This is a genomic window from Yaniella soli, from assembly GCF_054782375.1.
This window is the reverse complement of record NZ_BAAGSP010000022.1, coordinates 18294-40619: the sequence shown is the minus strand read 5'-3', so window position 1 is coordinate 40619 and position 22326 is coordinate 18294. Positions and strand designations below refer to the sequence as shown.

21 protein-coding genes are annotated in these 22326 nt (G+C 56.8%); 7 read left to right on the top strand and 14 right to left on the bottom strand.

Features of this window, described 5'->3' with window-relative positions; translation table 11 throughout:
- Positions 1 to 76: 76 nt before the first annotated feature.
- Positions 77 to 532: a DUF3817 domain-containing protein gene (locus ACYVJT_RS11445; protein ID WP_343960177.1), complete on the top strand. Its 456-nt coding sequence runs from the start codon at positions 77 to 79 to the stop codon at positions 530 to 532.
- Here the strand turns inward: ACYVJT_RS11445 and ACYVJT_RS11440 are convergent.
- The 4 genes from ACYVJT_RS11440 to argG form a co-directional block, all read right to left on the bottom strand.
- A complete protein-coding gene (locus ACYVJT_RS11440) occupies positions 529 to 1194 on the bottom strand; it encodes a hypothetical protein (RefSeq protein ID WP_343960174.1) in 666 nt (221 codons plus the stop codon). The two genes, ACYVJT_RS11445 and ACYVJT_RS11440, sit on opposite strands and share 4 nt — an antisense overlap.
- A gap of 12 nt (positions 1195 to 1206) precedes the next feature.
- Positions 1207 to 2685 (bottom strand): benzaldehyde dehydrogenase, encoded by a 1479-nt coding sequence (locus tag ACYVJT_RS11435; RefSeq protein WP_343960172.1) that lies wholly within the window; start codon positions 2683 to 2685, stop codon positions 1207 to 1209.
- 194 nt (positions 2686 to 2879) lie between these two features.
- Entirely contained in the window at positions 2880 to 4853 is a 1974-nt protein-coding gene (locus ACYVJT_RS11430) for a BCCT family transporter (protein WP_343960170.1), read from the bottom strand.
- A 372-nt stretch (positions 4854 to 5225) separates the two neighbouring features.
- Positions 5226 to 6647, bottom strand: coding sequence for an argininosuccinate synthase (argG, locus tag ACYVJT_RS11425; RefSeq protein WP_343960168.1), 1422 nt, complete (start codon positions 6645 to 6647; stop codon positions 5226 to 5228).
- Positions 6648 to 6755: 108 nt separating this feature from the next.
- Here argG and ACYVJT_RS11420 point away from each other — a divergent pair, with 108 nt between their 5' ends.
- Positions 6756 to 7289: a hypothetical protein gene (locus tag ACYVJT_RS11420; RefSeq protein WP_343960166.1), complete on the top strand. Its 534-nt coding sequence runs from the start codon at positions 6756 to 6758 to the stop codon at positions 7287 to 7289.
- 1 nt (position 7290) lies between these two features.
- Here the strand turns inward: ACYVJT_RS11420 and ACYVJT_RS11415 are convergent, their stop codons facing one another.
- Complete coding sequence (locus tag ACYVJT_RS11415) at positions 7291 to 8298, bottom strand: cation diffusion facilitator family transporter (protein ID WP_343960164.1); 1008 nt, start codon at positions 8296 to 8298, stop codon at positions 7291 to 7293.
- A complete protein-coding gene (locus ACYVJT_RS11410) occupies positions 8295 to 8822 on the bottom strand; it encodes a transporter substrate-binding domain-containing protein (RefSeq protein WP_343960162.1) in 528 nt (175 codons plus the stop codon). The genes ACYVJT_RS11415 and ACYVJT_RS11410 overlap by 4 nt, the downstream gene beginning before the upstream one ends.
- A 365-nt stretch (positions 8823 to 9187) precedes the next feature.
- On the opposite strand from ACYVJT_RS11410, the gene ACYVJT_RS11405 reads away from it, so the two are divergent.
- Positions 9188 to 9601, top strand: a complete 414-nt coding sequence (locus ACYVJT_RS11405; RefSeq protein WP_343960160.1) for a CBS domain-containing protein — start codon at positions 9188 to 9190, stop codon at positions 9599 to 9601.
- A gap of 31 nt (positions 9602 to 9632) precedes the next feature.
- A complete protein-coding gene (locus ACYVJT_RS11400) occupies positions 9633 to 9869 on the top strand; it encodes a metallothionein (RefSeq protein WP_343960158.1) in 237 nt (78 codons plus the stop codon).
- A gap of 71 nt (positions 9870 to 9940) precedes the next feature.
- On the opposite strand, the gene ACYVJT_RS11395 is transcribed toward ACYVJT_RS11400, so the two are convergent.
- From ACYVJT_RS11395 to ACYVJT_RS11380, 4 genes are read right to left on the bottom strand one after another with little or no spacing between them, the layout of a single operon-like run.
- A complete protein-coding gene (locus tag ACYVJT_RS11395; protein ID WP_343960156.1) occupies positions 9941 to 10741 on the bottom strand; it encodes an alpha/beta fold hydrolase in 801 nt (266 codons plus the stop codon).
- Between the two features lie 17 nt (positions 10742 to 10758).
- Positions 10759 to 12051, bottom strand: a complete 1293-nt coding sequence (locus ACYVJT_RS11390; protein WP_343960154.1) for a dihydrolipoamide acetyltransferase family protein — start codon at positions 12049 to 12051, stop codon at positions 10759 to 10761.
- Positions 12052 to 12071: 20 nt separating this feature from the next.
- Entirely contained in the window at positions 12072 to 13079 is a 1008-nt protein-coding gene (locus tag ACYVJT_RS11385) for an alpha-ketoacid dehydrogenase subunit beta (RefSeq protein ID WP_343960152.1), read from the bottom strand.
- On the bottom strand, positions 13076 to 14224 hold the full coding sequence (locus tag ACYVJT_RS11380; protein WP_343960150.1) for a thiamine pyrophosphate-dependent enzyme: 1149 nt from the start codon (positions 14222 to 14224) through the stop codon (positions 13076 to 13078). The genes ACYVJT_RS11385 and ACYVJT_RS11380 overlap by 4 nt, the downstream gene beginning before the upstream one ends.
- Positions 14225 to 14680: 456 nt before the next feature.
- Here ACYVJT_RS11380 and ACYVJT_RS11375 point away from each other — a divergent pair, with 456 nt between their 5' ends.
- Positions 14681 to 15940: an NAD(P)/FAD-dependent oxidoreductase gene (locus ACYVJT_RS11375; RefSeq protein WP_343960147.1), complete on the top strand. Its 1260-nt coding sequence runs from the start codon at positions 14681 to 14683 to the stop codon at positions 15938 to 15940.
- A 1-nt stretch (position 15941) separates the two neighbouring features.
- On the opposite strand, the gene ACYVJT_RS11370 is transcribed toward ACYVJT_RS11375, so the two are convergent.
- The gene (locus tag ACYVJT_RS11370; protein WP_343960145.1) at positions 15942 to 17048 is read right to left on the bottom strand and encodes a histidinol-phosphate transaminase; all 1107 of its coding nucleotides are present in this window, start codon (positions 17046 to 17048) and stop codon (positions 15942 to 15944) included.
- Between the two features lie 52 nt (positions 17049 to 17100).
- The gene (locus ACYVJT_RS11365; RefSeq protein WP_343960143.1) at positions 17101 to 17820 is read right to left on the bottom strand and encodes an IclR family transcriptional regulator; all 720 of its coding nucleotides are present in this window, start codon (positions 17818 to 17820) and stop codon (positions 17101 to 17103) included.
- Positions 17821 to 17961: 141 nt separating this feature from the next.
- On the opposite strand from ACYVJT_RS11365, the gene ACYVJT_RS11360 reads away from it, so the two are divergent.
- Both ACYVJT_RS11360 and ACYVJT_RS11355 read left to right on the top strand, forming a co-directional pair.
- Positions 17962 to 19857, top strand: a complete 1896-nt coding sequence (locus ACYVJT_RS11360; protein WP_343960141.1) for an FAD-dependent monooxygenase — start codon at positions 17962 to 17964, stop codon at positions 19855 to 19857.
- 67 nt (positions 19858 to 19924) lie between these two features.
- The gene (locus ACYVJT_RS11355) at positions 19925 to 20326 is read left to right on the top strand and encodes a phage holin family protein (protein WP_343960139.1); all 402 of its coding nucleotides are present in this window, start codon (positions 19925 to 19927) and stop codon (positions 20324 to 20326) included.
- Here ACYVJT_RS11355 and ACYVJT_RS11350 read toward each other — a convergent pair.
- Together ACYVJT_RS11350 and ACYVJT_RS11345 are read right to left on the bottom strand one after the other, a co-directional pair.
- Positions 20323 to 21858 carry a hypothetical protein gene (locus ACYVJT_RS11350; protein ID WP_343960137.1) on the bottom strand — a complete coding sequence of 512 codons (1536 nt, stop codon included), beginning with the start codon at positions 21856 to 21858 and terminating at the stop codon, positions 20323 to 20325. The genes ACYVJT_RS11355 and ACYVJT_RS11350 overlap by 4 nt on opposite strands.
- Entirely contained in the window at positions 21855 to 22322 is a 468-nt protein-coding gene (locus tag ACYVJT_RS11345; RefSeq protein WP_343960135.1) for a hypothetical protein, read from the bottom strand. The genes ACYVJT_RS11350 and ACYVJT_RS11345 overlap by 4 nt, the downstream gene beginning before the upstream one ends.
- Between the last annotated feature and the right edge of the window lie 4 nt (positions 22323 to 22326).

Here is a 22326-nt window from a genome sequence, read left to right as displayed (position 1 = left end):
TTTTGGGCACCGCGCTCGTGACGATTAGAATAGTTGGTTGGTATTGTCACCAGCCCTACCCGTTTCGAGGATCCGCATGTTCGCTACGCCCCGTAAGTTTTTCCGCTTCTTTGCTATTGCCGAAGTCATCTCTTGGACGCTGCTGATCGGTGGGCTCATTTTGCGGGCTGTGCTGGACTGGGATATGGCTGTGACCATCGGTGGTGGTATCCACGGGTTCGTGTTCTTGTCCTATGGTGCGACCGCGGTCTTGATGACGAAAAACCAGCGGTGGGCACCCGGGCCAGCCGCGATCGCTATTGTCAGCGCCGTGATTCCCTTTGCCACCGTGCCGGTGGATGTGTGGTTGCAGCGCAGTGGTCGTCTCGATGGGCAATGGCGTCGCACCGCGACCGCGGATCCGCGAGATCATACCTGGCATGACCGTCTGTTGCGGTGGATCATCAACCACCCGGCGCTGAGCATTCTGATCATTCTTGCCCTGGTCGTGGCCCTCTACGTGACCCTGTTGATCATGGGCCCACCCGTCTAATCGAACCAGCCGGTTTCTAAATCGATGAGCCAGTGAGTTCGCAAGGTGAGCGCCCGCTCGGTGGCGGCCAGGATACTCAAGACCAGTGCCGGGGTACTCGCCCAATCTGGCAGCTTGATGGGCGAGGTAAACGGGTCCACATATTGTTGCGCAAACTCGGTTTCTGTCAGGATCTCAGCCAGCTGCAGTAGCCCGACAGGCAACAGCGTCAGCAGAATCAGGATGGCCACTACACCAATCGCACGACTTACACCCGGTGCTTTCCGCGTGAGTTTTGCTCGCAACCCTTCAGCACTTGCAGGATCTGGTTGCAACACTCGTGACGCGCCATCCTGACTCACGTAGTGCATGCGCTTGAGCCCATAGGCTGTGGCGGCAACTTCAATGGCGCCACCTTCTACGGGCAACGTGGCCGGTAGTTTGGCACGCGCGTGATGTCTGCCGTTCAGATACAGGTCTGCTTTGTCCTCCCAGTCAAAGTAGTCGACACTAACCGCGTAGGTCAGGTCATGCCCCGCATCTGACTGCAGCGGGGCGTAGAACAGGGACCGGCCGAGCAGTTGCCAGAAACGAAACGGCTTGAGCAAATGCCCATCACCCGGTTCGATGTTCTTGCGTTTGCGACCGGCACCCTGTTCCTCATCATCGTTGAAGAAGCCCATTGCCCCGTCGCTCTAGAACGGATACTGCGCAATGGAAGGTCGAACAGTCAGCCACTGCGTTTCGGTGAAGGCGTCGAGGTTCGCCGAAGCGCCGCCAAAGCGTGATCCGGTACCGGAAGCGCCGACACCGCCGAACGGCGCATTGGCTTCATCGCCAACGGTTTGTTCGTTGATGTGAACTTTTCCGGAATGCACCAGATCGGCGAGTTCCATGGCAGGGCCGACGTCACCCAGGATGCCGACCGCGAGACCGTACTCGGATGAATTCACGATAGCGGCTGCTTCTTCGATGCTGCCAAAAGACATCACCGGAGCCACTGGGCCAAAGATCTCATCGGACCACGCCGTATTATCTGCTGCCACATTGGACAGCACGGTGGCTGAATAGAACAGGTCAGTATAATCGCCGCCTGCTTCGAGTTGGGCACCCTGGGTCTGCGCGTTCTGGACGATGGCGTGGACATTATCTCGCTGGCCGGCATCGATAATCGGGCCCAGCGCAACTTGTTCTGCTGAAGGGTCGCCGATGGGCAGGTTCTTGGCCTTCTCCGCCAGTTTCTTGGTGTATTCTTCGACCAGCGATTCGTGGACGAGGTGCCGTCCGGCGGTCATACACACCTGGCCCTGATGCATAAACGAACCAAAGGCGCCCGCCGATACCGCGGCATCCAGATCGGCTCCGGGCAACACGACGAGTGCGTTATTGCCGCCCAGTTCAAGGTGAGCGCGTTTGAGATTCCGGCTGGCGGCTTCGCCGACTTTCCGCCCGGCTGCTGTGGACCCGGTAAAGGACACGATCCGCACCTCGGGTGCATCGACCATGGCGGCACCCGTGTCACCACCACCGGGCAACAAATGCAGGGCGCCTTCTGGCAGGCCTGCTTCTTCAAGAACGCGCGCGATCATGAGCCCACCGGTGACCGAGGTGCGTGGATCAGGTTTCAACAAGACCGTGTTGCCCAAGGCCAGTGCGGGCACGACTGATCGGATGGACAGAATCAGCGGGAAGTTGAACGGTGAGATGACGGCGACGACGCCTGCTGGACGACGTCGTGCGAAGGACCAGCGTGGGTCATCGGTGCTGAGCACCTCCCCCGATGGTGCAGTACAAAGTGCTGCCGCTTCATAACATTCCTGGGCCGCGACGTGCAGTTCCAAATCTGCCTTTGGTGGGATCGCACCGGTTTCTTGCATAATCCATGGTTGGAGCTCGGCGGCATGTTCCTCAAACAGTTGCCCGGCTCGACGCAGGATAGCCGCCCGCTCGGTGGGCTTCACAGCCGCCCACTCCTTTTGTACCTCTGCTGCTCGGGTTGCTGCCGCATTCACGTCCTGCGGGCTCGCCGACCCAATGGAACCAAGTTGTTTGCCGGTGGCCGGCTCGGTAATGTTCAGCGACTCACCGGTGCCAGGCACCCATCCGTCACTGAGAATCTTGTTGTGCCAGCGTGGATCGCCGAGCAGTGTGGAGCCTTCTTGGGTTTGTGCCATGATTCCGCCTTCATTGTGCAGTTGAGTGCGTCTGATTCGTTGCTCTGCCCGAATTATATCGAGGCCAGGTGAGCATGGCCACAGCTGCAGCGTTGAAATCGCGTGAATGACTCTGGTTAAAAGTCGAACGTCAGTGGTCTCGCGAAAAGGCATATCCACCGACGTTCGATTCAGACAGGCTCAACCTGACGAGATTATTCCGTGGAACGCTCGCCAGATTGTGTTGAGTTGCCGTTATTTGGTTCAGATTCTTCACCGGTCACGAGTTTCATGTTGCCGGCTTCAGCTTCTTCTTTATACCAGTCGGTATATTTGGGTGCTGAGGCGTCAACGTCGGTTCCTGCGCCCCGTCCGTCTGGTGAGTGTTTCACCGCAAGCTCGAATTCTTCGCCGTGATCTTCAATACCGCGGATGACCGCGTCCGACATAGCCTTTTGAGCGTAATCGTGACGAATTCTGGCCGGGTCCGTCGACAGGTCCTTCAGGAAGGCCACGACCATCAAAATGAGCACAATACTGAATGGCAGCGCGATGAGATACGTCAGACTTTGCAGACCGGACAGGGCGTCTTCACCTCCGGCCAGCAACATGACCACGGCAATGCCCATCATGGCCAGACCCCAGAACACGACCAGCCCCTTCTTCGGAGCGGGGTTACCTCGCGAGGACATCATACCCATCACGACTGAAGCGGAGTCGGCCGCTGTGATGAAGAAGATGGCCAGCACGCCAATCAGTATGAATGGCGTGATCTCGCTGAAGGGCAATGTTGCAAAGAGGTTGAAGAGCACAGCCTCGGGCGATGCGTCGCCTTCGAAGCCTTCCACCCCGTTGATCGAGTTCATGATGGATGCACCGCCGAAGACGGTGAAGGCCAAGATGAGGATCAGCGTTGGCACGCCCATGGTGACGAGGGCAAACTCTCGCAGGGTGCGGCCACGGGAGATGCGAGCAATGAAAGTACCGACGAACGGCGTCCAAGCGATCCACCAGGCCCAGTAGAAGGCAGTCCACCAGGTCTGAAATTCTACGGTTTCCGGGCCCCAAGACAGGGATTTACTCATCATCGCCAGATAGTTATCGATGTAGTGCAGGATGCCGGAAGGGACCAAGTTCAAGAGGTAGAGCGTCGGGCCAGCAAAGAAGACGAACAAGACCAACCCCAATGTGAGGGTGATGTTGATGTTCGAGAGGTACCGTACACCGCGTGAGACGCCGGACACCGCGCTAATGACGACGCCTGCACCCAAGATACCAATAATCAAGATCAGCACGTTGTTCCCAATGGAGCCAAGACCACCGACAATGGTGACACCTTCACCAATTTGAATCGCAGACAGGCCAAGGGTGGTTGCCGTGCCGAACAGGGTGGCAATAATTGCGAAAATGTCGATGAGTTTTCCAGCGAATCCGTCGGTCTTCGATTTGCCGAAGAGCGTTTGGAAGATCGAGGAAATCAATGTTGGCCGACCGCGACGGAACGTCGCGTAGGCAAGGGCTCCGCCGACGAGTGCGTACATGCTCCAGATGTGCAGGCCCCAGTGATAGCTTGCTTGGGATACGCCCTGGTGAATGGCCTCTCTATTGATCTGAGCTTCTCCACCGGCGGCCTCTTGCATGTTATTCACAGTTTCTTGTTGTGCCGCCTCCGTATGTGGTGGTGGGTCAACAAAGTATGCGAGAGGTTCTGATGGGCCATAGAAGAACAGCCCGACGCCGAGGCCGGCGCCGAACATCATGGCGACCCACGAGAATCGGGAAAATTGCGGCTTTTCGTCGTCTTTGCCAAGTTTGATTTTGCTGTATTTGCCGAAGGCAACATAGAGCATGACGAACAGGCCAACGCCCATGGCGAGGTTGAGCAGCCACCCCATGTTTTCCATGGACCAGGTAAAGGCCATGTCTGCGACGGTTCCAACGGATTCTGGGGCGAATATTCCCCAGGCAACGAATGCGACGATCAGTGATCCTGCGACGGCGAAGATCGTTTTGTCGATGCGGAAGTTGCGTTGTTTGTCGTCAATTCCAACACCCGATAACAGGCCGGGGTGAACGTCTCCTGGATAGAGGCCAAGTGCGAGTGTTTTGCGGCTCGATCTGAGGCTTCCAACAAAAGAGGAATCGTCTCGATGCTTTTCCTCGGGGTTCTCGGGGTCGTCGTGTTTCATGAGTCTCTCCTAGAGATCAACTGGGCGCGAGTGGGCGCAAAAATTTTGAGGTATAACGTGGTGCGCGCTTTAAAACGTGTGCGGGCGAACGATGTTCAGCGAATTCCACAGGGCATGAGCAGTTGGCATGCTTGCGCGAATGTGTCGTAGAAACGAGGCAACGGATGAACGGCTTTCGTCGCGGATAATTTTTCACAGCACACGGCACAGCGCTGTAGTTGATCTCTGGAGTACGTTTTGACTCTGGAGCGAGCCTCGAATGTTCTACTGTACTACTGAGTAGGCCCAGCACTAAATTTGCTGGGTGTCATTTCGAACACAAATGGCGCTGCACAGGGTGGTGCAACGCCATGTGTTCAGGTTTTTGTTGTGTTAGTCGGTTCCAGCATCGAATGCTGCGTGGAGACCGGCAGCATCTTGGGTGGCATCAACGTCGACGTCGGATGCGGCAATCTTTTCTGCGCCGCCCACTTCGAGTTCGCCCATGAGGTCCGCGGTCGGACCGGCCAGGGTGCCCCGGGAGGCGTACTGTTCCAGACGTGCGCGAGAGTCTGCGATGTCTAGGTTGCGCATGGTCAGCTGGCCGATGCGATCATCTGGACCGAAGGCTGCGTCTGCAACACGCTCCATCGACAGTTTCTCTGGCGTGTAGGAGAGGTTTTCTCCGGTGGTATCCAAAATGGTGTAGTCGTCTCCGCGACGCAGGCGCAGGGTCACTTCACCAGTGATGGCGGAACCAACCCAGCGTTGGATGGATTCGCGAATCATCAAGGATTGCGGATCAAACCAGCGACCTTCGTACATCAGGCGGCCGAGACGGTACCCGTTGGTGTAGTAGTTTTCGATGGTGTCTTCGTTATGGATCGCGTTGAGTAGACGCTCGTAGGCGATGTGCAGCAGGGCCATACCCGGTGCTTCATAGATGCCACGAGATTTGGCTTCGATGATGCGGTTTTCGATTTGGTCAGAGACACCCATGCCGTGACGGCCACCAATGGTGTTGGCTTCGAGTACCAGCGCGACCGGGTCGGTGTACTCGATGCCGTTGAGTGCCACCGGACGACCTTCGTGGAAACGTACCGAGACTTCTTCGGTTTTGACTTCAACATCGTCGCGCCAAGCGGCCACGCCCATGATGGGTTCAACAATGTCGAGGCCGACGTTGAGGTATTCCAAGGATTTCGCTTCGTGGGTTGCGCCCCAGATGTTGGCGTCGGTCGAGTATGCCTTCTCTGTTGAGTCGCGGTATGGGTAACCGCGCTCGACCAACCATTCCGACATTTCTTCACGGCCGCCGAGTTCTTCAACGAAGCCGGAGTCCAACCATGGCTTGTAGATCTGCAGGTTCGGGTTCGCCATCAGACCGTAACGGTAGAACCGTTCGATGTCGTTGCCCTTGTATGTGGAACCGTCGCCCCAGATATTGACGCCATCGTCTTTCATAGCGCGCACCAGCAAGGTGCCGGTCACAGCACGGCCCAGCGGGGTGGTGTTGAAGTAGGTTTTGCCTGCCGAGCGCACGTTGAACGCACCGGTTTGTAGCGCCACGAACCCTTCTTCAACGAGCGGCTTTTTCGCATCGATGAAGCGGGCGATTTCGGCACCATACTCTTTGGCGCGGTCAACTACCCCATCGATATCTGGCTCATCGTACTGACCAATATCGGCGGTGTAGGTGCATGGGATAGAACCGTTCTCGCGCATCCACGCGACGGCTACTGACGTATCGAGGCCTCCCGAAAAGGCGATACCAACGCGCTCGCCAACGGGTAGGGAAGACAAAACCTTAGACATAGCCTCAAGAATAGTTCTTTAAGCACCCATTTACCGAATCGTTGCAAATAGCGACCTGTGGTCTACACCGTCATGTCCCAGCAGAAATGACTGCTCTAGACTTGAGGCATGTCGAATTCTGCTGCAGACCAACCTAACCGATTGATTGCCCAGCCCATCGACCAGTGGGGTACGCATGGTAACCCCGCGGTGGGAATGGTGATCGGCTCCGACAGCACTGGAGAACGGTTCAACCTTGTGGCTGCGGGACCCGATGGCGCCGTTGGGTCGGCGGCTTTTCAGAATCGGGCCGATGCTGAAATAGCAGTCAAGCTCATCAACGCAACGCTCGATTCGCCCGCCACCGGTCGGGTGGGTGGTCCTTTCGTGATCTTCCGGAAAGGAAAATTCAAGCAGGGCATCCGCTGGATCGGTTATGACGTGGCGCTCGTTGATGGTGAACCCACCCCGGATACGAATAATCCTCGAGCCATCGTATGGCTACTCCCGGCGTCCGATGAAAAATCGGTCGCGCTGGTGGATACCTCAGACCCTGAGCATTACCGTCCGGTGGGGTTCTTTTTCACCACCGAGGACGCCAACGTGTTTGTTGATGCGATGGATGCGATCGTCGCCTCGATCTCCGAAACCACCGAGGCATAACTTACTGTTCTTTCTCATCAATCTGCGGCACGAACTCTTCCGGCATCTCTTCGACCGGGATGATGACCAGATCGTGGAGTTTCCAGTCCATATCTGCACACGTGGTGCGAGCCTCTTCTAACTCCTCCAAGGACGGTGGGCGACCTTCCGGTGGCACGACGAATGCCTCGGTATGAAAGACCTGCCCCTGAACGCGCATGCGCACGTCGGCTTTGTCGACCCAGTCGTATTCGCGGAGTTTTTCGCGCACATCAGCCATCAGCGGGTGCGGTTTATGTGAATCGCTTTCGGTTGCCCGCGCGTCAATGAGATCGGCTAAGGAGCCTCGAAGGTTTTTGACGCCGTCGTTGATAATGTCAAAGGAAATGATGATCGCCGCCGCGGCGTCAAACCACCAGATACCGGCACCGACGCCTAGAAGACCAACGCTGGTAGCCACACCCGTCATCCACTCGGCTTTATTCATGTCGGCGTCGGCATAGAGCACCTTATTGTGTAATACCGGCGCTAATTTCGCATTGATCCGACCGATAATAAAGGCCGGTATCACCACGACGAGGGAGACGACGATCATCAACCACCCGGCCCACATGGTGATGCCGAAGATTTCTATCAGCCCGATCGCCGGGTGTTCCCCAGCAAAGAGTCCCATGGCTGAATCGACGAGCAAAAAGGTCCCAAACACCAGCAGAGCTACGGCCGCTACGAGGTGACCGACCCCCATGGCGCGGTGAAAGCCGTACGGGTGCTGTGGGGTGGGCTTGAGGCTAATAAAACGAACCGCAACGAGAAATGCGAGCGGTGGCAGTATTGCCAGCGCGTCTTCGATCCATGCGGCTTTCATAGCCTGAGAGTTTCCCGCGACCGAAAAAACGATAACAACCGCAAGGACTTTCGTAACGATGTTGATTCGCTCAACACGTTTGGCTTTGCGCAGGGTGTCTTGTTGCTTCTGGGGCAGATCATGCATCCCAAAGGATGTCGCGCTTTGTGACTGTTTTGCACTCATGGACGCATCTCCTCCGGAACTTGCTGCTCAATATTCTGGTCTAACAGGAACCGTTCGAGGCTCGTCATGAAAGCATTCTCGCCCATCTGCACCGCCATGACGTGCTGGGTAGTGCTCCCGTCGACGCCGATCGATTCGGCAAACGAGGTGGTTAGGCCTGCATCAGATGACCACGGTGATTGACTCGTGAGCCCACCGATGACGAGGTCGAGTTCATTTCCGGAAAGCAGCGTCATGAGTTCTTCTTCTCCGCCTGCTTGCCATTCGACTTCAGCGTTGATGGTGGCTGCATAGTCTTCGATTAGTTGAACTTCGATCCCCTCGGGGTCTGTTTCTCCAGAACTGATGTCGGTCCACGGAGGCTGATGCGAGATGCCAACTCGAAGCGTTCCGCCGCTTATTCTGTTGAGACTGTCACCGGGATCCGCGGGGTAGTGCCCGCCACAACCAACTAAGCCAAGTGTCAGCCCACACGCCACAATCCATTGCATGACCCGGCGGAAAGCGGATCTCTGGGGTTTCATGTGTCCTCTCACGACCTTTCATCACCACGCTGTTCTTGCATATAGCCATGTAGATGGTCCGCGTTTGGCACAGGAGGCCAACATCATTGAGGGGACCATGAAATACTGCTTTCGACACTATACCGCTGTGACTCCCGAAAACAAGGAACCGCATCTTTTACCGGCAAATTCAAAGATTCGCGAATTGTTCTGTCACCACGTATACGTTCCGGTAAAGCCTGTGATCGTGACGTGCCTTATGGGACGTGAGGCAACCGAGAACCTGCGAGAAAAGCGTTGCGACCTGCGCTCAGAAACCTTGACCTGAGTTGGCTCAAAGTGCCAGCGTTGAAAGTGTCGGAACTCCCCATTTTTAGGAGGAAACCATGACGACCGCACGTGAAATCATGACTCCAACTGCCGAGTGCATTGGAGAAAAAGACACCATTACTCAGGCCGCACAGAAACTTCGTGATCTCGAAGTTGGCGCCATGCCTATTTGCGGTGAGGATGACCGCCTCAAGGGCATGTTAACCGACCGCGATATCGTGCTCGGATGCGTTGCAAAAGGCGGCAACCCAGACACCATGACAGCCGGCGAATTCGGCGAAGAAAAACCAGTAACCATCGGTGCCGACGATTCCATCGACGATGCCATTGCGACCATGAAGCAGCACAAGGTTCGTCGTCTACCAGTCATCGACGGCGCTGAGCTCATCGGGATGGTGGCACAAGCGGATATCGCGCGCTCCATTTCTGATGACAAGGTCGGCGACCTCGTTGAACTGATTTCCAGCTAAGCGATTTCTGACCCACATTGGAGGTGCCGCCATGGCAACATGTGATGTATGCGGCAATGAGTACGACAAAGTATTTGAAATTACTCACCAAAATTCGACCGGCGTGTTCGACAGTTTTGAATGCGCCATCGCCGGTATGGCTCCGCAGTGTGCCCACTGTGGCACCAAGATCATCGGGCACGGCGTAGAAGACGCTGAGCAGATATACTGCTGCGCGAACTGCGCTCGAAAAGCAGGACAATCTCAAGCAACTGATCGAGTCTCATAGTTTCTAGATCCGAGATGAATGGGTGGCGACTTACGAGTCGCCACCCATTGTTTCGGTTACGCACCGCCGGCTTACGCCAGGTTCTTGTCCAACAGTGCCGCTAACTGTTGTGGCTGCTCTAACGGCAACAGATGGGCCGCATTTTCTATGACAGCGGTGGTTCCCTCATGGACTGTCGAAGCAATGTGTTCGGCGTCGGCCACGGTACACATCTGGTCTTGGCCTCCAGCCACGGTGAACAGTGGCAGACTAATCTCGTGGAGCCGTGCGCCGGCATCATAGTTGCCGAGCGCTTCGCACAGTGCCGCATAACTTTGATCGTCGGCAGATTTCAGCGCCTGTTTTTGCACTTCAAGTTTGGTGTCATCCTGGAAGGTATCGGAGACCCACAGGGAAGCCGAACTCTCCACCATGGATTGGGTTCCCGAGGTTCTGGTGACCTGGGCTCGCTCCGCCCAATCTTCGGCGGTCCCGATTTTCGGCGCAGAGGCCATCACCGCGATGCCGTCAAAGACGTCAGCGTGTTCTATCGCTAGTTCCAGTGCGATCTGGCCGGAGATCGACAAGCCTGCGAAATAGACTTTCGATTCACCCCGGATGGTGCCGGTGTGGCGAAGATTTCTGACCAGCTCGCTGACCGCGTCGGCGAGCTCTGCAATAGAAATCGCCTCGTGGCGGGCGGGTGATTGACCGTGGCCTGGCAGGTCGATGCCAATGACTTGAAACCGATGCGTCAAGTATTGGGCCATTTCGGTGAACAACCCGTTGACCGATGTGCCCATGCCGGGCCCCACGATCAGAGTGTCGCGGACCTCTGGGTCGAAGGAACCGGATTCGGTCAGTCGGATCACTGCAATGTGCGGGTTGGCCAAGGTCAATCACTCCACTGTTAGCTGATCAATAGGGCTGGCTCCTCCAGGATAGCTGCCACATCTGCCAGAAAGGCACCCGCCTCAGACCCATCAACAATCCGATGATCGAATGAGCCGCCCAGGGTGGTAACCCAGCGCGGTTCGATCTTGCCGTCAACGACCCACGGCTGTTGTTTGATTGCACCGAACGCGATAATGGCGGATTCACCCGGATTGAGGATCGGGGTACCGGTATCGAGACCGAGCACACCGACATTGGTGATGGTAATGGTGCCATCGGCGAGTTCGTTCGGTTGGGTTTTGCCATCCCGAGCTCGCTGTGTCAGCTCCTGAATCGCTTCGGCCATGCCCAATTGATTCAGCTCGTGAGCGTTTTTGATATTCGGGACGAGCAATCCACGCTCCGTAGCGGCTGCCAAGCCGAGATTGACGTGGTGGTGCAGCGTGTAGCTGTCACCGTGCCAGGTGGCATTGGCTTCCGGAGTGTTCTTCGCAGCCTGTGCCACGGCCATGGAAAGAACCAGCAGTGGTGACACCTTCACGTGTTCGAAGCGGGGGTGCTTCTTCAAGGTCTGCAGGTATTCCATGGTTCGGGTTGCATCGATCTGGCGGAACACCGAGATGTGTGGCGCCGAGGTGTAGGATTCGGTCACCGCTTTGGCGGTGGCTTTTCTGACGCCGGTCACCTTGATGGTCTCCGATTGTCCCTCAGATGTCGCCGCCGATGGGGTTGCTTGTGCCGTTGGGGTGGCATCCCGAAGGACAGCGTGCACATCGGCACGCGTCACCTCACCGTGCTCGCCGGTGGGGGTAATGGATGTCAGGTCCAGACCGTTGTCCTTGGCCAATTTCCGAACCGGTGGTTTTGCTAAGACCTTGGTAAATAAGTCGCTCTTCGCCGCCGGTGTGGGCGCCGGCTCGGGCTCAGGCTCCACAGGAGTTTCGGGCTCGACTGGTATTTCAGTTTCAGCTGGTGCAGTGGGGCGGCGTCGGCGACGACGTGTGCCCGGTGTATCGTCCTTGGGCCCCGATCCCACGAGCGGTGCTTGGGATGCTTCTTCTTCGTCAGCGGAAGACGTGACCTGAATAGCGATGAAGTTGTCACCGACGTGTACGGTGTCACCAACTTGCGCATAGAGTTCTTTCACCTCGCCGACCCAGGGACTGGGGATTTCGACGAGCGATTTTGCGGTTTCAATTTCGGCGATGACTTGGTTGACGGTCACGCTATCGCCGACCTGAACCATCCAGTTGGCAATGTCTGCTTCGGTGAGCCCTTCGCCCACGTCGGGCAGGGTAAAAATCTTCATGTGGTCTCCTTGCGCAACGTTTAGTAGGTGAAGGTTTCATCGACGGCGTCCAGGATACGATCTACCGAGGGGAGATAATCCTGTTCTAACCGCGATGGCGGATACGGCATGTGGTAGCCGCCTACCCGCTGCACCGGAGCTTCTAAGCTCAAAAACGCGTGTTCCATCAGTCCTGCAGAAATTTCTGCACCGAAACCGACGAACGTCGACGATTCGTGCACGATCACAGCGCGACCCGTGGTCTTGACCGCCTCGGCAATGGTTGCCATATCCAGCGGTGAGAGTCCGCGGATATCCAACACTTGCAGATCGTAGCCATCTTCAACGCCAGCTTCAGCCGCAGCCAATGCGGTGGAAACCTGTGGCCCCCAGGCCAGCAGGGTGCCATCGGTACCAGGACGAGCTTCAACGGTCGCGAAAGGATCCTTAGTTTGCGCGTCGAAGTCGACTTCCCCGCGGACGAAATAGTGCTTCTTCGGCTCGAGCAACATGACGGGATCTGCAGAACGAATTGCAGCGCGAGTCACCCAGTACGCATCGTGCGCATTGGAGTACGTGACGACTTTGAGCCCCGCCGTGTGCGCGAAGTAGGCTTCTGGCGATTCGCTGTGGTGCTCGACGGAACCGATACCGCCCCCGTATGGCAGGCGAATGGTCACCGGAAATTGCTGGGCGCCACGGAAACGCGAGTGCATCTTGGCCAGCTGGGAGACGATCTGGTCAAACGCCGGATAGACGAAGCCGTCGAACTGGATCTCGGCGACCGGAATGAACCCGGCCTGAGCTAGCCCGATCGACGTGCCTACAATGCCGGCTTCGCCCAGTGGCGCATCCACAACACGGTCTGAGCCGAAGCGGGCGGCCAAACCTTCGGTGACGCGATACACGCCACCCAGCGCACCGATGTCCTCACCTTGGATCAGCACCCGCTCATCGGCGGCAAGCTCATCAGCTAGCGCACGGTTGACCGCTTGGCCGATGGTCAGTGTTTTGGTTCCTGTTGAGGTCTCTTCAAATACGGTGGTCATGATGCTTGCTCGTCTTCCATCCAGCGGTCGTATGCTGCCGATTGTGTTGCCACGAGCGAGTGTTCTTCGGCGTAGACGAGATCGAATTTCTCGCGCAGTGAGACCGTATCGTCAGCATCAACGATATTTTCGCGCAGGCTGGCGGCGAGCTGTTCGCCTTGTGCTTCGACCTCATCGAAGAATGCATCCGTGTAGTCAAAACGACGACGCAGGTACTGTTCGGTGCGCACCATCGGGTCGGCTTGCGCGTACTGCTTTTCTTCTTCGCTGGTGCGGTATTTCGTCGGATCATCGGCGGTGGTGTGGGCGCCCATACGGTACGTGTGTGCCTCCACCAGTACCGGTCCCCCGCCACGACGTGCGTGGTCAACAGCGCGGTCCATTACGGCAGCGGTGGCGATCGGGTCGTTGCCATCGACAGCGAAGCCGTCAAAACCATAGCCTTCGGCACGTTTGAACAACGGCACCTTGGACTGGACTTCAAACGGGGTGGAAATAGCCCAGTAGTTGTTCTGAACAAAGAACACCACGGGGGCATCGAATGAGGCAGCAAAGACCATCGCTTCGTGGATGCCACCTTGGGTCGATGCGCCATCCCCGAAACAAGCAATGGCGACGCGGCCTTCTGCTGCGCGGCGAGCATCAGTCCAGCCACGTTGTTGCTGGGCAATGCCCCAGCCGAACCCTGCGGCGTGTGGCACCTGTGCTGCGAGCACGACGGTGTAGGGCTGCATGTTGTAGTCATTGGGATTCCACCCGGCATGAACTGCGCCGCGGAAGAAATCGAATACGTTTTTGTCGGGGATACCACGGCCGCGTGCCATGACGTGTTCACGGTAGGTCGGAAAGATCCAGTCGCGGTCTTCTAGTGCGGTGACGGCCCCGGCTTGTGCGGCTTCTTGCCCCAGCGATGGAGTCCACAGCACGAGCTGGCCCTGGCGTTGGAGATGGACACCCTCTTGGTCAATACGACGGGTGTTGGCCATAAGGCGATACATTTCGGCCACCCGCTCGTGGTCAATTGCGGTGGCATCGTCAAGAAAATCTTTGGCGCTGTCGGTCGGATCGATGTATCCATCGGCAGACAGCACGCCGATGGCTTCTTCGGGCAATTGGTGCCCGGTAGGCGAAGAAATTGTAGACATATGCAATTCTCCTGGTGAGAGAGGAACGCTGCGTCTTGGGGTATGAAAACGCAACGAAATGTTCGTAACTTACCTTCATCGTACCCAATGGTGGCGGGCGTCGGTGAGGCTCATCACACACATTCTACACATCCAAGACTGCACATATGTGCAGGTTGTTATACGGTGAAGTCGCAGGCTGGTCAGGCGTGTATTTAGCGCAGAAATACGCGGCATCGACCACTTCACTGCCACCGAGCCAATGCATGACCACCGAGTTGCAACCGACTCGAAAAATTCATGGAATTTCTCCAGTATTCGAGTACTGTGGGCGACACCGTTGAAGCGTGAGATAAGTCATGCTTAACATTTCAGTCGAAACGGCGTTTCGCTCACCGATCGACCTGTCGTCAACGACCGGAGCTTCTTTGTAGACTTGGGCGACTGTTGCTTTTCCTGAAGTGAAAGGAATACACAATGACGGCTTCACAAGATGTGCTCATTGCGGGTGCAGGGCTGATCGGCCTGTGTACCGCATATTCATTGGCACGAGCAGGTCATCGCGTTACACTGATCGACAAAGACGAGGTGGGCTCGGGAGCCGCTCGCGGTAACGCTGGCGAAATTACCCCGATTCAAGTCACCCCGATGCCTGAACCAGAACAGCTCACCGAGATCTTCAAGGGCGTCACCTCGCGACGCCACTATCTCAACATTGCTCCCGCGGCAATGCCGCTACTGTCTGCTTTTGGCGCGGGGTTTATGTACAACACCATGCCGGCCAAGGTGCGTCAGAACACTCGCAACCTCGATCAGTTAGTTCGGGGCGCATTCGCAGCTTTTGACTCATACCATCAGGACGGCATCTCGCTGGACGGCGGTGGGTACGGCTTCTTGAACAACAGTGCCTCTGTTGACGAGTTGCAGAAGTTCCGGGACAAGCAGGTACAGCGCGCAGATCTGTTCGGCACTGAGCGTCCGGGCCAAATCATGTTGGACGGCGATCTACATGATTTTGAGTCCGTGTTAGCCAAGCGCGTTCGTGCTGGCTATGTCGCGCATACCGAACGCTATATCGATCCGCGCCTCTTCGTTGATGAGCTCCATGAGAAACTGCTCGAGCTGGGGACGCAGATTCACGAACAGACCGAGCTTGTGGGCATCGACAACAACAGCGCCACGCTGCGCACTCCAGCTGGCGACATCACAAGCGGTTTCGATAAGGCAATCGTGGCCACCGGCGCGTGGACCACATCTAAAATCGAGGGGCTTGCGGGCATCCGCCCCGCATATGTCACGCCGGGCACCGGGTATTCCTATCACGTGCAACCAGACCGGCTGCCGGGCTACCTGCTGGCCTCAATTGATCGAAAAACACTTGGTGTCCCGATGTCTGGCGAACTGCGGGTCGTGGGCTTGATGGACTTCTCGAGCCAGATCGAAGAATTTTCCGCACAACGCGTGGACCACCTGGCATCCCAAGCCTCGGCATTCATACAGGGCATTGACGGCAAGCCGCGTTTTGATGAATGGACCGGGCCTCGTCCGATGACGCCAACTGGGCTCCCAATCATTTCGCCACTCAAAGCGCACCCGAATGTCATTGTGGCCACCGGTCACAACATGCACGGACTCTCGTTGGGACCGGTCACCGCCGAAGTCGTAGTGTCAATGGTCGAAGGCAAACCGGGTGTGGTCGCCGGTTCGCAGATCGATATGAAACCATTCGCGCTCTGAGTTAGAGGTGCTGTTGTGCGAATTCGGTTGCCACCTGGATCAACCGATCATTGGCTTCGACTTCGCCAATGGAAACCCGCACACCCTCTGGCGCGAAAGCGCGCACTGATAACGCTCGCGCGTCACAGGCGTCGGAAAATGCTTCTGCCTTGTCGCCCAGCGGCAGCCACACAAAATTCGCTTCGGTGACCGGCGGCTGGTATCCCAGCTCGTCAAGGGCCTTCCACACGCGGTGTCGTTCGAACACCACTTTTTCGGTGTTGTCCAAGACTTCGTCCAAATTTGAGAGGGAGGCGTAGGCCGCCTGAGCACTCAGAGTCGAAGTAGGAAAAGCAGAGAGCACAGTGTTCAATGGTCGAGCAATTTGTGGCGGCGCAACAGCATATCCAACCCGCAGATTCGCCAAGCCATGCGCCTTAGAAAACGTTCGAAGGACCGCAACATTGGGATACTCACGGTAGAAATCCAGGTAGTTGTCGACGCCATCTCGGCGGACGAATTCGAGGTAAGCCCCATCAATAACCACCAGAATGTGCTCTGGGACGCGCTCCAAGAAGTCTCGCACAGCTTGGTCGGTGAGCACGGTGCCGGTTGGATTATTTGGCGTGCACAGCACGATCATGCGGGTGCGATCGTTAATAGACGACAACATGGATTCTAAGTCGTGTGTGCCGTTGTCCAACAGCGGCACTTGGATGTCGCTGGCTCCCGCGCTACGGATGACGATTGGGTAGGCCTCGAACGAACGCCACGGGATGATGACTTCATCCTCAACCCCGTCTTCGCCTGTGCCGGCGAAGGTTTGCACCAGAGCGGTGAAGATACCCAGCGAACCAGCACCCACGGTGACATCGTCGACCGGCACATCATAGGTTTCGCCGATCAGGTGACGCAGGTCAGCATACGTGGTTTCCGGGTACCGCTGAACGGTTGTGGCGGTGGCAGCTGTCACGATCGCATCCGTTGCAGCCTTGATAGGCGCATACGGGTTTTCGTTGGAGGCGAGTTTATAAGGGGTCAGTCCGGGCGTTTCCACCGGTGGTTTGCCTGCCTGGTAGGCGGGCAGCTTGTTGAGCACAGCACGTGGGTAGACAGCAGAAGAATCCATGGCACTAGTCTAGCGACGAGCCCGAGTCGAATCGCTCACTGACGCAACACCACTATGCTGCGCCGAGTCGAGCCAACATCGTATCCACACCTTGATGCAACGTGGCAGCGATGTGAGCTTCATCGACCTCTTGCCGCGGATAGACCACAGCCAAGGTTGCTGGCAGTTGCCCGGCCGCCATTAATGGCACAGCAACTGAGCCGACCCCTGGGATCACTTCATCAAACGAGGAGGCATAGCCATTCTGCCGGGCCTCTTCGAGATCTGCCTGGGCTTTGTCGGACAATTCAAGGCCCTCGATATCACTGCGCTGCTGTGCCGTCAGGCCAGACAGTAACGCGACGCCGGGGGCACCACGATCCAGATGATGCCGAGTCCCCGGATGCTGCGTTACCGCATGTGAGGTGGTCGCTTCGACCGTCATCAAGGTAAAGCAATCAGCCCCCTGGGCCACAGCGATAAAGCATGACATCTCGAGCGCGTCGGCAATTTTGGTCATGATCGGCAAGCCAACGGTTTGGAGCGAATTTTCAACTCCCCGCGCTAAGTTGGTTAAGCCAGCGGCCGGATGGATCCTCCCGGCGTCATCCCGTCGCACCAAGTAGTGAGCTTCCAACGTGCGCAGGAGACGATATGCGGCAGAGCGGTGCACACCGAGCTGTTGAGCGACTTCGCCAATCGAGAGCGGTGAGTCGGCAGCACACACGACTTCAAGCAGTTCAATTCCCCGCGATAACGTCAGCGACAGACTGCCTCCGGCAGTATCAGACATCACAACTCCTCAGCAATCCGATTTGTCTTTCCTCACACCTCGTGTGTAGGCTCACACCTAATAGTTCACTAATTGAACACAGAGTTCAAATATAGAACATTCTAAGTTTCTTGAAAAGTTGCGAACCTCAGGAGTTAAGTCATGCAATTTCATCACCACGGATATATCTCCACAGACCCACGCGTGAAATCAGCCGCAGGCGTAGGCCTGGATCGCCCGGATGAGCTTCCGGACACCATGGATGTGATGATCGTCGGTTCTGGTCCCGCCGGCATGACGACCGCAGCAACGTTGTCGTCCTACCAGGATGTGCATACCCGACTAGTGGAGCGCCGCGATGGCCGCCTGGTCCTCGGCCAAGCCGACGGTATTCAGGCCCGCTCGGTCGAGACCTTCGACTACTTCGGTTTCGCTGACGAAATCACCAACGAAGCCTACTGGTTGACCGAGATGAATTTCTGGAATCCAGATGAGGAGAACCCAGAAAACATTGTGCGCACTTCACGCACGCTGGATGACCCAACCGGCATCTCCGAGTTCAAGCACTTGATTGTGAACCAGGCCCGCGTTCTGGACTACTTCGCCGAGTTCGCCGAGAACTCCCCAACGCGTCTGAAGCCAGACTACGGCTACGAATTCGTCTCGCAGACCATTGACGAAGACCAGGAATACCCAATCGAGGTCACCCTCAAGCTCACCGCTGGACCGCAGGAAGGCGAAACTCGCACGGTTCGCACCAAATACCTGGTCGGCTCCGAAGGCGCGCACTCCCCTGTGCGGAAATCCATTGGCCGCACACCAATTGGCGACAAGTCCGACCACGCCTGGGGCGTCATGGACGTGTTGATTGAATCAGATTTCCCCGACATCCGCACCAAGTGCGCCATCCAGTCCAACGACGGTGGCTCCATCCTGTTGATTCCTCGTGAGGGTGGCTACCTGGTTCGCTTCTACGTCGACCTCGGCGATGTCGATCCCAACGATGCCGGTGCCGTTCGCAAGACCCCGCTGGAAGAAATCATCCGCACTGCCAACAACATCCTGCACCCCTACACCGTTGAGGTCAAAGACGTCGCATGGTGGTCCGTCTACGAAGTCGGCCACCGTGTCACTGACAAATTCGACAACGTCGATGAGGACGAAGAGCACGAGAAGAACCCCCGCATCTTCGTCACCGGCGACGCCTGCCACACCCACTCGGCAAAAGCTGGCCAGGGCATGAACGTCTCCATTCAGGATGGTTTCAACCTGGGGTGGAAGATCGGACAGGTTCTGTCTGGTTATTCTGATCCGTCCCTGCTGCACACCTATTCCGGTGAACGTCAGGAAGTCGCGCAGAACCTCATTGACTTCGACAAGAAATGGTCGAGCCTCATGGCCGCCAAGCCAGAGGATCTGCCGTCCAAGAACTACGTCGCAGAGTTCTACGAGAAGACCTTCGAGTTCCCTGCCGGTTTCATGACCGAATACAAGCCATCGGTTTTGACCACCGATACAACCCACCAGGATTTGGCCAAGGGCTACGAAATTGGCAAGCGCTTCAAATCCACCAAGGTATCTCGAGTCTCCGACACCAACCCGCTTCAGCTGGGCCACCTGCACGAAGCTGATGGTCGCTGGCGCATCTATGTATTCGGTGACGACAAGGCACCAAACGATGCCGCGAACAAAGCCAACACCTTCGGTGAATGGCTGGGGACCAATGCCAACTCGCCGGTCATCAAATACACCCGCGAAGGCGAAGACATCAACAGCGTCTTCGATGTGAAAGTCATTTACCAGCAGCCGAAAGAAGAAGTTGAGCTGATGGAAACCCCACAGATCTACCGTCCGGTGGTGGGTCCCTTCCAGATCACCGACCTGAACCAGGTATTCGCCACCTTGGCTGATGACAGCATCTACGAAGACCGTGAGATCTCTTCAGACGGTGCGATCGTGGTCGTCCGTCCTGATGGGTATATCTCAACCGTTCAGCCACTGGACGCGACCGAGGCCATCGCTGAGCTGTTCGACGGTATTTTCACCCAGCAGAACTAGTTCGAACCTGTAAAAAACTGGCGGCACCCTTTTGGGTGTCGCCAGTTTTTCGTGGGAGGATAACGTTATGAGTTATCTTCTGAGAACCATCGTCACCGCAGCCTCTTTTTGGGTTGCCGCCTGGATTCTTCCCGGCATGAGTCTCACTGCCGACACCGGCACACCCGACACCGGCGAATCCATCATCGCCTTATTGTTGGTCTCGGTCGTCTTCGGGCTCATCAACGGCGTCATCCGTCCAATTGTCAGCCTGTTATCGTTACCCATCACCTGTCTGACACTAGGACTCTTCACCCTCGTTATCAATGCGGCAATGTTGTCATTGACCGTCTGGGTCACGTCGTTTCTGCCAGTGCATGTCACCATCGATAGCTTCTTCTGGACCACCATTCTGGCAGCGCTCATCATTGCACTGGTCTCAACGATTGGCAACCGGCTCATTGCCTCGGTGGCGCCGATCAACGATTAATCTGCAAGATTTCGCACGGTTCCCGTCGTCCAGTCAGGCAGAGGACGGACAGGAATAATCTTTTGCGGCGCGGCTGGTTCTGACGAAGAACGTTCAGATCTCTCGGACTGCATCGGATGGTGTGGGGGCGCGGCCTGTTGGCGGTCCAACTTGAACTGTTGGATTGCCACGGCCCCGCCCATTTTTGTTTCGATGTTCTGCAGCGGGATGTTCGTCGCGTGCTGGACTTGGGGATCGTTGAGCGCCTCACCAAGCTGCTGATCAATCAGGCCGATATTATGTTCCGGCCCAAAAATCCCCGCTTCAATGTCTTGCTCGGGGTACCCCTTGACTTCAATCGTGGTCCGATTGATTCTTCCTTCGTTGCTCGCTCCCGTCAGTGCGGGAACCTTGTCATGCTCGTGATCAATATGCACAAAGTTCGTGGCAAAATCATCGGTTCGTCGATGACCAGTGGGTGCTGCGACGGTCAGTACATCGGAGACGTTGTACTTGCCTTTCATTTTGTCGCTCATCGCGACGTTCAATGCATGGGTGCCCCCTTGGCTATAGCCCATCGTCATGATCGTCGCTCCGGCCGGTACACCAGCCTGATCCAAGATCTCCATGGTGGCATCTTCGACGTGTACGGAATCGGCAACAATCGACTCGACGACTCCGGTGGCCCCAAAAGCAGCATCATCCTGAAGCAGCCCAAGTGGCCCGTCATCATCGTCGCCGAGTGGGGTGGTGCCAGAATAGAGCACCACATACGCATCGCTGCCATCATCCTGTTGAATTTTCGCAACCGTCACGCCGTCTTCTTCGTATGCGTAGTCTTTGAGTAGCTGCATGGCTTTGATGGATCCACCGTTGGTCAGGGAGTCTCGATCCTGCCAGCCATTTTCGCCAGGCTGTTGAGTCACATTTGTGGTGTTATAGGGTGCGAGGTTCAGCATCCCAAATTGACCAACAGTGTGGGCGAGCACCCCCAGTGTTCGCTCAGCCGGCGGGATGTCCCACATATTTTCATCCAGGTCCATGGTCCAGCTGATCACGTTGCCCGCAACGTATTTCGAGCCGGGGACGAGTCGATTCAGCCCGGTGAATCCGGCTTCCACCCCTGCCCATACGCCATCGACGGTGCCGCGCACAGCAATCTCATAGACGTCATTGGGGACGTTGAGATCGGTCGCGATGCCGACGATACTGAGCACAATTGCTGCCGGCGTCGCAGCAGCATTGACCATGGTCGTAATGCGTTGTTCGGTTTCAAGATAGGCAGCAATCGCAGCATCCACGCCCGTCGACAACAGCTCGACCTCCCCGCGCATGGTGACTAATCCAGCGGACAGGGCCACCGTGTTGGCTCCAATAAACGGTCCCTGAGGCGTCATGATCGTCACCCCGGACAGGAGCCCACCGGCAACCACAGCCTTGCCAGCCAGGTTCATGGTCTGTTCGGTCGCTTCTTGGAGGTGGCCCACGCCTAGCTTGAGTTCGTCGAGATTCGCACGCCAATGCGTGGGTCCACCGGTGACGTTTGCCCTCATGAACACACCCGCCCAACAGCTGAACCTGCCACATCTCCCAGTGCCGCCCTTCCTGCCGCCAAGAGTGACTGCAAAGCTGAAATCATGATCCGCAGTTCGTCGACCCCTTGACTGGCCAGCATGGCCGTATCCATAGCTGTCTCTTCCAAGCGTTTCGCCCGTTCTTGGCCCAGTCCTACGGCATGCCGGAACGCATTGCCCGCAGGTGAATGCCACTCCAACTGGTGGGTCGTAGCCAATTTGCCGTGGACGTCTTCGATCCCTGCGCAGACCTCACGCAAAGTTTGGACAAGCTGTTCCAAGACCTCAATCTGGGAGGCCACCATGCTCAGCCCCGCCTCAGCGACGGAAGGATTCGTCACGAAATCTTGTACCGCGCTCGAGGCCATCTCACAGGCACCATCTGCCACCCAATTGATACCCGTCCCGATCTCTGCCATCGTCGGGATCTCAACCAATGCCATGGGG

Excerpts from the sequence above, each read along its gene's own strand:
- ACYVJT_RS11445 (WP_343960177.1), top strand. The coding sequence starts at position 77 with ATGTTCGCTACGCCCCGTAAGTTTTTCCGCTTCTTTGCTATTGCCGAA.
- ACYVJT_RS11440 (WP_343960174.1), bottom strand. The coding sequence starts at position 1,194 with ATGGGCTTCTTCAACGATGATGAGGAACAGGGTGCCGGTCGCAAACGC.
- ACYVJT_RS11435 (WP_343960172.1), bottom strand. The coding sequence starts at position 2,685 with ATGGCACAAACCCAAGAAGGCTCCACACTGCTCGGCGATCCACGCTGG.
- ACYVJT_RS11430 (WP_343960170.1), bottom strand. The coding sequence starts at position 4,853 with ATGAAACACGACGACCCCGAGAACCCCGAGGAAAAGCATCGAGACGAT.
- argG (WP_343960168.1), bottom strand. The coding sequence starts at position 6,647 with ATGTCTAAGGTTTTGTCTTCCCTACCCGTTGGCGAGCGCGTTGGTATC.
- ACYVJT_RS11420 (WP_343960166.1), top strand. The coding sequence starts at position 6,756 with ATGTCGAATTCTGCTGCAGACCAACCTAACCGATTGATTGCCCAGCCC.
- ACYVJT_RS11415 (WP_343960164.1), bottom strand. The coding sequence starts at position 8,298 with ATGAGTGCAAAACAGTCACAAAGCGCGACATCCTTTGGGATGCATGAT.
- ACYVJT_RS11410 (WP_343960162.1), bottom strand. The coding sequence starts at position 8,822 with ATGAAACCCCAGAGATCCGCTTTCCGCCGGGTCATGCAATGGATTGTG.
- ACYVJT_RS11405 (WP_343960160.1), top strand. The coding sequence starts at position 9,188 with ATGACGACCGCACGTGAAATCATGACTCCAACTGCCGAGTGCATTGGA.
- ACYVJT_RS11400 (WP_343960158.1), top strand. The coding sequence starts at position 9,633 with ATGGCAACATGTGATGTATGCGGCAATGAGTACGACAAAGTATTTGAA.
- ACYVJT_RS11390 (WP_343960154.1), bottom strand. The coding sequence starts at position 12,051 with ATGAAGATTTTTACCCTGCCCGACGTGGGCGAAGGGCTCACCGAAGCA.
- ACYVJT_RS11385 (WP_343960152.1), bottom strand. The coding sequence starts at position 13,079 with ATGACCACCGTATTTGAAGAGACCTCAACAGGAACCAAAACACTGACC.
- ACYVJT_RS11380 (WP_343960150.1), bottom strand. The coding sequence starts at position 14,224 with ATGTCTACAATTTCTTCGCCTACCGGGCACCAATTGCCCGAAGAAGCC.
- ACYVJT_RS11375 (WP_343960147.1), top strand. The coding sequence starts at position 14,681 with ATGACGGCTTCACAAGATGTGCTCATTGCGGGTGCAGGGCTGATCGGC.
- ACYVJT_RS11370 (WP_343960145.1), bottom strand. The coding sequence starts at position 17,048 with ATGGATTCTTCTGCTGTCTACCCACGTGCTGTGCTCAACAAGCTGCCC.
- ACYVJT_RS11365 (WP_343960143.1), bottom strand. The coding sequence starts at position 17,820 with ATGTCTGATACTGCCGGAGGCAGTCTGTCGCTGACGTTATCGCGGGGA.
- ACYVJT_RS11360 (WP_343960141.1), top strand. The coding sequence starts at position 17,962 with ATGCAATTTCATCACCACGGATATATCTCCACAGACCCACGCGTGAAA.
- ACYVJT_RS11355 (WP_343960139.1), top strand. The coding sequence starts at position 19,925 with ATGAGTTATCTTCTGAGAACCATCGTCACCGCAGCCTCTTTTTGGGTT.
- ACYVJT_RS11350 (WP_343960137.1), bottom strand. The coding sequence starts at position 21,858 with ATGAGGGCAAACGTCACCGGTGGACCCACGCATTGGCGTGCGAATCTC.
- ACYVJT_RS11345 (WP_343960135.1), bottom strand. The coding sequence starts at position 22,322 with ATGGCATTGGTTGAGATCCCGACGATGGCAGAGATCGGGACGGGTATC.